The sequence below is a fragment of the Meiothermus cerbereus genome, from assembly GCF_051297115.1.
Classification (GTDB): Bacteria; Deinococcota; Deinococci; order Deinococcales; family Thermaceae; genus Meiothermus; species Meiothermus cerbereus_A.
Genome location: NZ_JBEVAL010000024.1, coordinates 1 through 11,678 on the forward strand (window position 1 = coordinate 1; position 11,678 = coordinate 11,678).

12 protein-coding genes and 1 riboswitch are annotated in these 11,678 nt (G+C 60.3%); of the genes, 9 read left to right on the forward strand and 3 right to left on the reverse strand.

The genetic code is table 11. The annotated features are described in order from the left end of the window. Positions 1–255: 255 nt before the first annotated feature. The 9 genes from ABWU19_RS06830 (at position 256) to ABWU19_RS06870 (ending at position 8,801) form a co-directional block, all read left to right on the forward strand. Positions 256–540 carry a hypothetical protein gene (locus ABWU19_RS06830; protein ID WP_435900970.1) on the forward strand — a complete coding sequence of 95 codons (285 nt, stop codon included), beginning with the start codon at positions 256–258 and terminating at the stop codon, positions 538–540. Positions 541–578: 38 nt separating this feature from the next. After that, the gene (locus tag ABWU19_RS06835; RefSeq protein ID WP_435900971.1) at positions 579–1,403 is read left to right on the forward strand and encodes an ABC transporter ATP-binding protein; all 825 of its coding nucleotides are present in this window, start codon (positions 579–581) and stop codon (positions 1,401–1,403) included. Beyond that, positions 1,381–2,139, forward strand: a complete 759-nt coding sequence (locus tag ABWU19_RS06840; RefSeq protein WP_435900972.1) for an ABC transporter permease — start codon at positions 1,381–1,383, stop codon at positions 2,137–2,139. Before ABWU19_RS06835 ends, ABWU19_RS06840 begins: the two co-directional genes overlap by 23 nt. A 104-nt stretch (positions 2,140–2,243) precedes the next feature. Beyond that, positions 2,244–3,221, forward strand: coding sequence for a DHH family phosphoesterase (locus tag ABWU19_RS06845; RefSeq protein WP_435900973.1), 978 nt, complete (start codon positions 2,244–2,246; stop codon positions 3,219–3,221). A 64-nt stretch (positions 3,222–3,285) separates the two neighbouring features. Beyond that, positions 3,286–3,434, forward strand: a riboswitch (SAM riboswitch). A 43-nt stretch (positions 3,435–3,477) separates the two neighbouring features. After that, positions 3,478–4,746: an O-acetylhomoserine aminocarboxypropyltransferase/cysteine synthase family protein gene (locus ABWU19_RS06850; protein ID WP_435900974.1), complete on the forward strand. Its 1,269-nt coding sequence runs from the start codon at positions 3,478–3,480 to the stop codon at positions 4,744–4,746. Continuing rightward, positions 4,736–5,611, forward strand: a complete 876-nt coding sequence (gene metF / locus ABWU19_RS06855; RefSeq protein ID WP_435900975.1) for a methylenetetrahydrofolate reductase [NAD(P)H] — start codon at positions 4,736–4,738, stop codon at positions 5,609–5,611. The genes ABWU19_RS06850 and metF overlap by 11 nt, the downstream gene beginning before the upstream one ends. A gap of 108 nt (positions 5,612–5,719) precedes the next feature. Then, on the forward strand, positions 5,720–6,871 hold the full coding sequence (locus tag ABWU19_RS06860; protein WP_435901011.1) for a zinc-dependent alcohol dehydrogenase: 1,152 nt from the start codon (positions 5,720–5,722) through the stop codon (positions 6,869–6,871). 193 nt (positions 6,872–7,064) lie between these two features. Then, positions 7,065–7,475, forward strand: a complete 411-nt coding sequence (locus ABWU19_RS06865; protein ID WP_435900976.1) for a GNAT family acetyltransferase — start codon at positions 7,065–7,067, stop codon at positions 7,473–7,475. Between the two features lie 213 nt (positions 7,476–7,688). Further along, positions 7,689–8,801, forward strand: coding sequence for a Fic family protein (locus ABWU19_RS06870; protein WP_435900977.1), 1,113 nt, complete (start codon positions 7,689–7,691; stop codon positions 8,799–8,801). Between the two features lie 69 nt (positions 8,802–8,870). Here the strand turns inward: ABWU19_RS06870 and ABWU19_RS06875 are convergent, their stop codons facing one another. The 3 genes from ABWU19_RS06875 to ABWU19_RS06885 form a co-directional block, all read right to left on the reverse strand. Further along, positions 8,871–9,353, reverse strand: a complete 483-nt coding sequence (locus tag ABWU19_RS06875; protein WP_435900978.1) for a DUF5317 domain-containing protein — start codon at positions 9,351–9,353, stop codon at positions 8,871–8,873. Between the two features lie 17 nt (positions 9,354–9,370). Further along, positions 9,371–10,756 (reverse strand): HD-GYP domain-containing protein, encoded by a 1,386-nt coding sequence (locus tag ABWU19_RS06880; protein WP_435900979.1) that lies wholly within the window; start codon positions 10,754–10,756, stop codon positions 9,371–9,373. Between the two features lie 466 nt (positions 10,757–11,222). Continuing rightward, positions 11,223–11,573: a hypothetical protein gene (locus ABWU19_RS06885; RefSeq protein ID WP_027876789.1), complete on the reverse strand. Its 351-nt coding sequence runs from the start codon at positions 11,571–11,573 to the stop codon at positions 11,223–11,225. Positions 11,574–11,678 lie beyond the last annotated feature (105 nt).

The following is an 11,678-nucleotide window of genomic DNA, read 5'->3' on the forward strand; positions in this document are numbered from 1 at the left end:
TAATGTCGCATAACTCACCCCCGTCCCTTATTTTCCACTGGGTGTCAAGTCCTTTTCCGAATTGGCGTTTCTGTTCAACTGTCTCCCAGGTACTTTTTCCCCTGTGGCATGTAGATCCTGGAAGTGCAAACATCTCCTTACTCCCGATGGCGTTTCAATTTTCGCCTATGAGAAGCCATTACCGAATACACGCTTGGAGCCAAAGGCCTCATCTACACCGCAGGTGACGTACGGTTTGTTGATTCAGGAGTGTTGATGTGCTTCAATACGTTCAATGGTAGTTACGAAGGCCTCCTCAATGTGGATGAGGTTCTGCCCTGGGAAGTCGAGTACAAACATGTGAGTGCTAATGACCGGACAATTCTAGGCAGAGGGCGTTTTGCTAAAGGCTTGACGGAGCGGCTTCCGGATTATCAAAGGAGGATCGAAGCTTTCAGACTACCTGTTTCAATTCAGGAGAAATTCCAGTGGGTGAATCCTACGAAAGATGGAAAAGCCCTCTACCAGGAGACCCTGCGCCTGCAAACGGCCCTGTTGTAGAGGTAAGCAACCTGCATAAGGCGTATCCTCCCCGCAAGGTGCTGCGGGGGGTGAGCTTGCGCTTGTATGGGGGCGAAATTGTGGGGTTGCTGGGGCTCAACGGGGCGGGCAAGACCACCTTCATAAAACTACTGGCAGGTCTGCTCGAGCCCGACGAAGGCCAGATAAAGCTGCTGGGCAAACCACTCCACCCGGCCACCGTTCGAAGTGCCGTTGCCCTGATGAAAGAGGGCCAGCCGAGCTTTTCGGAGTTCCTGACGCCGCGGCAGTGCTTGCTGTACTACGGCCATCTTTTGGGGATCAAGAACCTCGAGGCCCGGGTAGCCCAGGCGCTCGAGCTGGCCGATTTATTACTGGTTGCCGAGCGACCCCTGCTCGAGCTCTCCTTTGGAACCAAGCGCAGAACAGGCCTGGCCCTGGCCTATTTGAAGGAGGCCCGGCTGCTTCTGCTGGACGAGGCCAGCGCCGGACTGGATGTAAAAAGCGTGGCCACCTTACGCTCCGCACTGCGGCGCTACGCTGCACAAGGCAACGCGGTCTTGCTAACCGGGCACGAGATGGGCTTTATGGAGGCCGTCTGTGACCGGGTGGTTCTGCTACACCAAGGCCAGGTCAGGGCCGATGGCCGGCTGCACGAGCTGAGCAAAAAATACGCGCTCAAGCAGTTCGTGGAGGTCTGGTACGAGGGCCATCCCGCAGTGGGCGAGACCTTGGAACAGCAGGACGGCTTATTCAGGCTAAAACTCGATTTGCGTGAACTGGGTCTTTTGGACAGCCAGCGCGTGCGCCAGGTGAAGCTCCATCAATCCATACTGGAACATCTGCTGCAGGAGGTGGATCATGTGGAGGGCCGAATGGCTTAGGTTCTGGGCGGAGCTCAGGTTCTATCGGCAGATGTGGATTGGCAACCTGATCAACCAGGTACTCATTACTGCCGGGTTTTTTTGGGTGGTTTCCCTTCTGAGCCAGGCCACCCTCTCGGGTCTTTTAGCCCTGTTCTTCTGGCAGTACGTGAGCATCCCGCTCTCCAAGATATCCACGGACATCTGGGAGGAGTCCACCAGCGGAGCCTTCGAGCAGATGTACCTTCATGCCGCCCAACCTGCTTTGGTGCTGGTGGTGCGGTTGTTGAACTATCTTGTTCAACAAACCGTGGTTGCGCTGCCCCTGTTCCTGGGCATGGCGCTGCTGTTTGGCTTTTCTCCAACCGATCTCCTTAGCTACAACTGGGGAGGAATGCTCCTTACCCTGGGCATTAGTCTGGCTGGCTTCATCGGGCTGGGACTGGCTATGGGTGGAATTCTGCTCATATATCGAAACGCCATTGGCTATGCCAACGCCTTGGAGTACCTTCTGCTTTTCTTGAGTGGCGCGGTGGTGCCGCTTAGTCAACTTCCCGCGTTCATCCAACCCCTGGCCTGGGGGCTGCCCTTGTCGCTGGGCATAGAGACCATTCGGCGATTGGAAAACGGAGGCCAGTGGGAGCTGACCCTGATGGGGCTTGCGGTACAGTCTGCGTTCATGCTGGTCTTTGGCCTGGCCCTGTTTAACCGCTGCCTGCGTCGCGCTTTGCGGCGGGGTTTTGCCATGAGCCGGTGATATGCGGAGGATGCTCCTGGGGGCGCGTTAGCACGCCCCCGGAGGTATTCGCCGGGGGTATTTTTGGGTTACGTTACGGTCAATTTGTCCGGTATAGTGACGCCATGGATGCTTTGCACAATGCCCCCGAGCCGCGCTACCGGGAAAAGGTTCGAACCGTTGCGGCCACCTTGCGCGAGCTCGAGGGCCCCATCATCATCGTTTCGCATGTGGACCCCGACGGCGATGCCGTGGGCTCTTCTTTGGGCCTATTCCGCGCCCTAAAGGCACTGGACAAAAAGGTAACCTGGATTGCCGACCCCCCGCGTTTCCTGCGTTTTCTGGTCCGGGAAGACGAGTACAGCGACCCCGTCGACCACCTGCCGGAGGGGGCCACCCTGGTGGTGCTGGACTCCGCCGAACCAAACCGCGTAGCGGGGGCGCCGGTGGAGGGCTTTGTCATCAACATTGACCACCACGGCACCAATCCGCGTTTTGGCTACCTTTCGCTGGTGGACCCTTCCAAAGCGGCCACGGCCCAGATCGTCAAAGACCTGATTGACGCGCTGGGGGTAAGCTGGACGCCCGAAATTGCCACCCCGGTGCTGACCGGCCTGATTACCGACACCGGCAACTTTCGTTTTGCCAACACCACCCCGGAGGTGTTGCACACGGCTGCCGAGCTGGTGGGGCACGGGGTGAAGCTGGCCGAACTGACCGACCGGCTGCAGTGGCGTCCGGTGGGCTACTTCAAGGCCATGGGAGCGGTGCTTTCTACGGTGGGGTTTCACTTTGGCGGTCTCTTGGTAACGGCCCACATGCCCCCAGGCATAAGCGTGGAAGACTCCGACGACTTTGTGGGCATCATCCGCTACGCCGAGGGCAGCCAGATTGCGGTCTTCCTGCGCGAACGCGAGGAGGGGATCAAGCTCAGCATCCGCAGCCGCGGCGGGGTTTCGGCCCAGGCGGTAGCGGTCAAGCTGGGCGGCGGCGGCCATGTGCCCGCGGCGGGGGCCACCCTGCGGGGGGTGACCCTGGAGGAGGCCTACCGGCAGGTGCTCTCGGTGGTGGAAGAAGAGCTCAAGCGGGTGGGTTATATCTAGCTTGACGCCCAATCTTGCAGCACATACCATTGCATAGAACCTTACCCGGCCAGGGTAAGTAGTTCTTCTATCCAGAGCAGCGGAGGGAACGGCCCGAAGAAGCTGCGGCAACCTGCGGGGGCTCTCGCCCATTACCGAGAAAACCCCGCGTTTGGTGCCAAATCCGCCCCGGTGTCGCTAGGCACAGCAAAGACCCCAGGGGAAAGATGGAAGAAGGGAGCAAAGCCCTTCTTCGAGCAGGACTGAAGGAGGGTATATGGATTTTGCCAGTTTGGCTGTTTTGAGTGGGCTTCCCCAACAAGACCCCTACAACGCGGTAGGCGTGCCCATCTACGCTACAGCAGCTTATGGCTTCACCGACCTGGAAGATGGCGCTCACAAGTTTGCTACCAACCAGGGCTACACCTACACCCGTATCCAGAACCCCACGGTGGCGGCCCTCGAGGCCCGCCTAACGGCCCTGGAGGGGGCGCTGGGGGCGGTGTGTCTGGCCTCGGGGCAGGCCGCCAGCTTTGCCAGCCTGCTGGCCCTGGTGCGCGCAGGCGAGGAGGTGGTGGCCAGCCCCGGCCTGTTTGGCGGGACGGTGGGGCTTTTGAGCCAGGTGTTTGGCCTGATGGGGGTTCGGGTGCACTTTGTGGAGCCGGAGGTGGCGGCGGTTCGCGCAGTTTTGAACGAGAAGACCCGGGCCGTTTTCGTAGAGGTGCTGGGCAACCCCTCGCTAAAGCTCCCCGACCTGCAAGGGCTGGCCCGGCTTTGCGAGGAGCACCAGGTGGCTTTGGTGGTGGACAACACCTTTGGCGCGGTGGGGGCCCTGGCCCGCCCCTTGGAGCACGGGGCGCATGTGGTGGTGCACAGCCTGACCAAGTGGGCCAGCGGACACGGCTCGATTCTGGGGGGTGCGGTGCTCTCGCGGGAGACCGCCCTCTGGCAGCGCTACCCGCAGTTTTCCAGCCCCGATGCCCAGGGCAAAATCCCCTGGGAACAGTTCGGCCCGCGATGTTTTCTGGAGCGGGTGCGCCAGCTGGGGCTATCGCTTTGCGGGATGGTGCTGTCGCCCTTTAATGCCTATCTGCTGTTTCAGGGCCTGGAAACCCTAACGCTTCGGGTGGAGCGGGCCAGCCAGACCGCCCTGACCCTGGCCCGCTGGCTGCAGGCCCAGCCCCAGGTGGCCTGGGTGCGCTATCCGGGCCTGTCCGGCGACCCGGCCCATCCACGGGCCGCCCAGTACCTGCGCGGGGGGTTTGGCAGCATCCTGACCTTTGGCCTTCGGGGGGGCCTCGAGGGGGCCAGCCGCTTCCTGGCTCACCTGAGCATCCTCCAGGCCCCCAACGTGGGGGATGCCCGCACCCTGGCCGTGCACCCCTGGACCACCACCCACAGCCGCATTCCGGAAGAAGCCCGCCGGGCGGCGGGGGTGGGGCCGGAGATGATTCGCCTTTCGGTGGGGTTGGAAAGCCCCCAGGACCTCCAGCAGATGCTGGCCGCGGGCCTCCGGGCAGTGGAGCGGGTGGGACATGAAGATTAGCACCTTGCTGCAAAGCGGCCAGCCCCTCTTCTCCTTCGAGTTTTTCCCGCCCAAAACCCCCCAGGGCGAGGCCGCGCTGTTTCGCGCTTTGCACGAGCTAAAGCCCCTGAAGCCCGCCTTTGTCTCCATTACCTACGGGGCCGGAGGCAGCGAACGCGCCAAAACTGCCGAGTGGGCCGCTCGCATCCAAAACGAGGTGGGTCTGGTGGCTATGGCCCACCTGACCTGTGTGGGCAGCACCCGCGAGGAGCTCTTGACCATACTGCACGAGTATGCCCGGGTGGGGGTGCAAAACATCATGGCGGTGCGGGGCGACCCCCCCAAAGGTGCGCGGGAGTTTCAGCCGGTGGCCGGAGGGTTTCGCTATGCCTCCGAGCTTATCGCCCTGATTCGGGCTGAGTTTGGCGACCGGTTTGCCGTGGCCGGAGGGGGCTACCCGGAGGGGCATCCGGAGGCGGTGAGCCTCGAGGCCGACCTGCAAAACCTCAAGCGAAAAGTGGAAGCGGGGCTGGATCTAATCGTAACCCAGCTCTTCTTCAACAACGCGCTGTACTTTGGCTTTGTAGAGCGGGCCCGCCGCATCGGGATCCAGGTGCCCATCCTGCCGGGCCTGATGCCCATTACCGACCTGGCCCAGATTCGCCGCTTTATGGATATGTGTGGGGCCAGCATCCCGGGGCCGCTGCTCTCGCGCCTCGAGCGGGCCCAAAGCCCCGAGGAGGTGCTGGAAATTGGGGTCGAGCACACCACCCGTCAGGCCCAGGAACTGCTCGAGGCGGGCGTCCCGGGCATTCACCTCTACACCCTCAACAAATCGCCCGCTACCCGGCGGGTGATGCAAAACCTGCAAATGGTTCTGCGGTGACCTTTCGCCAGGACACATTTGGGGGCAAAATGAAGGGGCATGCAAACCTCGACAGCGGCCCCAGCTACCCAAAGCCTGACCCGCCTGAGCACTGGTTCGCGGGTACTCATGCGCGGTTTGCTTTTTACCCCCTCGGTTCCCCGTTATGTGGCTGCCAAGCTACTGGGCAAGCGGTATCCTCCCAGGGCCCTGTCCCTTCAACTGGCAACCCTGCCCGAACCGGAACGCCCCCCGGGTTTCGAGCGGCTAAAGGTGCGGCTGGCGGGCATCTGTGGCAGCGACCTGGCCCTGCTGTATGGTAAACAAGCCCCCACCCTCTCGGGCATGTTTTCTTTTCCGGCGGTGCTGGGGCACGAAATTCTGGCCGAGCTGGGGGGGGTACGGGTGGCGGTCAATCCGGTGCTGGCCTGCCTCGAGCGCGGTCTGCCGGACTGCCCGGCCTGCGCCAGGGGCGATGACCACCTTTGCCTCAACGTGGCCGAGGGCAACTTTGGCCCTGGTATGCTGGGCTTTTGCAAAGACCTGGGAGGTGGTTGGGCCCAGCGCATGGTGGCCCACCGCGAACGCATTTTTCCCATTGCCGAGGGTGTGCCCGACGAACGCGCCGTGCTGACCGAACCCGCGGCGGTGGTGCTGCACGGGCTGCGGCAGGCCTGGGGTGAGGGCAGGTCCCGCGCAAACCCGCACACCCATCGCGTGGGCTGGCCCGCCCAGGTACTGGTCATTGGAGCCGGAACCATCGGCCTGCTGGCCGTCAAAATGCTGCGGGTACTGGGCTTTCAGGGGCCTTTGTTTGCCGTGGCCCGCCACCCCCGCCAGGCTGAGCTGGCCCGGCTGTTTGGGGCCAACCAGGTCTTCCCCTCGACCCAGGAAGCCCAGCAAGCTGCCCAGGCCAGGCGCTACCGGGGCATCCTGGGCTCGCTCTCCTGGCGCGGCGGCTTTGAGGGGGTGGTGGAAGCCTCGGGTTCGCCTGCGGGACTGCAGGAAGCCAGCTGGGCGGTGCAAGAGGGGGGGCGGGTTTTGCTGCTGGGTGCCCCCGCCACGGCCTTCCACGACTTTTCGCCCTACTGGTTCCGCGAGATTGGGCTTATTGGAAGCTATGCCTACAGCTGGGACGACTTTGCCCAGACGGTTGGGCTTTTGCCCGAGATGAGCGGGGTGGAGCAGATGGTTACGCACCAGTTTGCTCTGGAAGCCTGGCCCGAGGCCATCAAAACCGCCGTTAGGCGGCGGGGCATCAAAGTGGTGTTCAAACCGTAGCAGTTGCAAACAGCGTAGAGCGCTCTAAGTGTCTCCATAAGCGAAATGCAAGATGCCGTACCGAAAGTTCGCTTTAGGAATTGCGCCAGGTATGCATTGACTCATTCCGCTGATTTTGCCAATCTGCCCTGGCGCAACTCAAAGGCCAGCCACCTTTTGCTGACACGGGTTTTTGCGCTAGTCTGGAGGCACTATGCCCATCCGCGAATTCCGTATGGCAGACTACTCCAGCGTGCTGGCCCTCTGGCAGGATGCGGGCCTGGAGCTCAACCCTTCCGACAGCTTTGAGGGCCTGCAAAAAAAGCTCGAGCGCGACCCCGACTTGTTTTTGGTGGTAGAGGAGGACGGTCAGGTTCTGGGGGCTTTGCTGGCAGGCTACGACGGGCGGCGGGGCTGGCTGTACCACATGGCCATCCATCCCTTTGGTCAGGGGCAGGGCTGGGGTAAGCGGATGATGGAGGAACTCGAGGCCCGCTTAAAAGCCAAAGGCTGCCAGAAACTGAACCTTCTGGTCGAGCCTTCCTATGGCGAGGCCCAGGCCTTCTTCGAACGGCTGGGCTACCGCCGCGACGACCTCATTTTTATGGAGAAGTGGCTGAGCTGAACCAGGTCTGGCTCCATCGCTGCGGCGTAAAATGGTTGACGGGAACCTGAACCAGCAGGTTTGGCGGACTCGCTTCCGGTGATGCGCTGTGGGGGAAGGGGTGGGGCTGCTGGATTTTGCACTCTATTCACAATCAGGTAAGGGCTATTGGCCCATAGCCATTGGGCATTTGTCAGATTGGTGGGGATCCCAATCTCATATTACAATGAGATTGTGTTGATAAATAAGGGTAAAGCGGCCGATTTGGGGTTTGACCCATCTGACATAGTTGCAGAGCGCAAAGCGCTATTGGATCGGCTGGGAGGGCTTACGGCAGGGCTGCTATCGGTGCGCAACGAGGAGTGGTTGTACATGCTGCAAGAGGACACCCGCCACTCGCTAGCCATCGAGGGGCATTTCGTCACCGAGCAGCAACTTAAGGCCGTGCTTCAGGGGCGCAGAAGTGGCCCCGAGATCGTCAATTACTTTCGCACTGCACAAAGCCTTTACGACTTGGCGTTGCAATACCACCTCGAGGGCCAGACGCACCTCGACCTGGCGCTGGTTCGCCACATCCACAGCGAACTCTGGCGTGACCTTGCACTCGATAGGGGGCGTTTTGCGACGGGGGGTGAGGCTCGGGTCATACAGGGGGCCAGGGTAAGTCCGCCTACCTACGATGTGGAAGAGTACATGCGGGCTTTCGTGCGGGTGACGCTGGAGCTTCTGCGTAAGTACCCCATTTTGAAAGCCCTAGCTCGCTCACACACCCTTTTCGAGGCCATACACCCGTTCAAGGACGGCAACGGACGGGCTGGACGGATTCTGCTGTGCTACCTGGCGATCAACCAAGGCTACGTACCCATTGTGATCAAGGGATTGAGCGAGAGCCAGCGCAAAGTTTACTATCAGGCCCTCGAGGCAGCCGACCGGGGCTTCCACCGGGGCTTTCCTCCCCCAAAGCCGCACCAGCTACTGGAGCGGCTGGAGGAAGGGGACTTTGCCCCGCTAGAGCAGTTGCTGCTCGAAGGTATGCTGCCCCGTCTGGATCAGACCATTGCCCTAACCCTGGCAGCTCGAACCCCTTTGATGGACTTGGAGGAGGTGGCCAAGGTGCTGGGCGTGCTTAGGGGCACGCTATACCAGTGGCGTAAGCGCGGGCGTTTGATTGTGCTCAAGCGACAGGGACGGCGCACCGGTCTGCTAAGCCACCCGTGGCTCTTCCTGGGAACCCAGGATACCCCGGCCCAAACCCCAGAACACTTCCCCCCCGTCCGCGAAAGCGAAGTAGGCCAGGCCACAAATCTGTTCGACACGGTGGTACAAAACACCGCCAGTACCCGCTAGCGTGACATCCAGCAACCACTCGACTTAGAGCGGTTCCCATTGGTGAGGGGCTCAAGGACTAAGAGCGCTCTAGAAACTCAAATCTATCTCCAAATCTTCCTGGGCTTTACGCCTAGCTGCCAAAGCCCCGCCCACAATAGTCAGCACAATGCCCACCATCAGATACACGTCCCCCAGGCTGATCACGTTGGTATACCCCAGTATGTGCACCGGAATTACGTCGGCCAGGAACCAGAGCTGCGTGGAGCCGGTCATCAGGGTATGCACCGCGTCGTACTGCTGCTGGAGTTTGGGCAGGTAAGACTCCATCCCTACTTTGTACAGCGCTTCGCTGCTAACGGGCATATGCCCTTTGTTGGCGAAAATAACCAGTGCGTTGCACAATAGCCCGAGCCCCACAAACCATAGCCCGCGCAGGTGGGTGTTGACCCACAACCCGTACCCCACCAGAAGCAGCACCAGGGTTTTTGCCACAGGGCCTGCAATGTTGGGGGCGATCAGGCCGCGCGAGGTGGCGTAGGCCAGGCCGCCCTCGAGCCCCGCCGCCACCACGAAGACCCAGGCTGCTTTTAGCTCGAGGTTGGCGATGTCGCGAAGGCTGGCTCGGAGGGCGAGGGCGAGGGCGATTCCGATGAGTGCGCTGGCAAGGTATAGCGTCGTAAAAACTCCTTCCGATCCTTCCAGATGAGGTTCTCCATCCACAAGGCTTCAAAGTGCCGCACCACCTGCGGGTCGAACTGCCGCCCCGCTTGCATAATTATCTCATTCAGGGCTTCCTGGGGGGTTTTGGCGGGGCTGTAGGCCCGGCCCGCAGTCATGGCTTCGTAAGCATCGGCCAGCGCGACAATGCGTGCCCATAGCGGAATGGCCTCCTCCTTGAGCCTGCCGGGGTAGCCGCTGCCGTCCCACCGCTCGTGGTGGTGCATGATAACCCCCTGCACCTCTTTAGACAGGCGGTGCTTCATGGGGCTCAGCACCTCCAATCCTTTGTTGGGGTGGGTTTTGATGAGCTCAAACTCCTCTTCGGTCAGCTTGCTGGGCTTGAGCAGAATAGAGTCCGGGATGGCCACCTTGCCGATGTCGTGTATGCGGGCTGCATAGGTAATGCGCTTTACATCGTGCTCGTCGAAGCCCATCCGCTCTGCAATGCTTTTGACAATGGCCGCCACCCGCTCCGAGTGCAGCCTTGTGTAGGGGTCTTTGGCATCCAGCGTAGAGACCAGCACCTCGATAGTGTCGTCGAAAGACTCCTCGACCTTTACCTTTTCGTCCCAGTAAAAGCTCGAGAAATAGAGCAACAGCATCATGAGCAGCACCGTAAACCCACCCCACCCCGCAATCAGGGGCGTCTGGTAGGCCTTGGCCAGCAGCAAGGCCACCGGTGCTTGCACCAGGTAGCTCATCCAGAGCCAGCTATAGTTTTCGAACCACACCTTGCGCAGACTGGCCCCGCTGGCCAGGTGAATCACATATGTGACGGTGCCTACATTGACCAGAAAGTACACAAGGGATGCTACAAGGATGCCCGTTATCTCGCGCAGGTGGGGGTCAAGGTTCAACTGCGTTTGCGACGCCCACCAGACCCAGGCCGCAAGGCCGGTGGCCAGGGCCGATTGTGTTCTGTTAAATAGATCTTTGTACCAGGGGTAGTCGGGTTTGCCAAAGTTTTTGCTAATGCTGAAGATAAAAACCAGGGCCGGGGCCAGCCAGGGAGGAAAGAGGGTTACGGCGGCGAGGTTCACCACAAAAGCATGTGACATAGTAGCCCCTAAGGGCAACTTGACGATTGTCCACCTCGCCAGCCATACCAGCCCAGCCCAAAAAGCCAGGTCGAGGGCGTTTAGGGTATAGCCATCCGCTGGAAGCCTGGATAAAAAAAACACCAGGCCGAAAAAGACCACCAGCAGGCCCAGGATGAACAGCAGGATGCGGGGCGGCGGCAGCGAAACCTTCACTGCCCCAGTCTAAAGGGGGCACAAAAAAAAGCGGGTGCGGATGTGCAATTCGCACCCGCACAAGCGTTACGTGATTATTCCCAATTGGTGCCAGCGCCAGCAGCAACGGCCAGGGCAACCAGGGCGGCAACCAGGGTCATGATTTTGAAGGCGAGTTTTTTCATGTTTATCTCCTCCTAGACGGCTTGGAAGCGCTTTTGTTTTTTGACTTCCGGCCTTGTGGAAGACAATACCCCACGACCCCCTGTACGGTCAATGCGTACAGGGATACGTGCACTTGGTTTAGAATGTGCCTACATTACAATATACCTCAATTTTGTCTTGCCTACCGAAGTAGACACCCTAAGTGTAGACACCCCTTGCGAGGCAGGCTGTGATTTTTGCACCAAAAAAGGCGGCCAGGCGTTACGTGGCGCGGCTGGGCTTTGGGCAAACAAAAAGGCTGCTCTGGACAGCAGCCGTGGGTTCAAGATAGGGCCACATCGAAGGTGGTCTGGTCGAGGGTGAGCTCGAGCCGGTGTGCGGTTAGATCGCCCACAAACATGCGAAAACCTTTTTTGGGCGAAACCTTTGCGCTTTGCAGGGGGGTTCCTTCGGGGCTTATCAGGGTTATTTTGGCCGATCTAAAAGGGGCTCCGCCCTCGCGTAGCAACTGCCCGGCCAGCAGGGCCTGCTGGCCCTCTTGGCTGTAGCTAAGGTCGAAGTAGCAGTCGTCAACCTGATAAAGCCTGATCCAGCCGGGGCTGGAAGTGGCCGAGCGCACCCCTTGGTGGGCGCCGCTTTCGGAGGTCATGATGAGAATGGCGCTTTGCCTCATATGCATCTGCTTTGTCTAATGCCTTGCCGACGGTGTTTATCAAGCGATTAAAAGCAATCTGATTGGGGGGTGCACAAACTGCGTTGTGACACCAGATAAGTCATT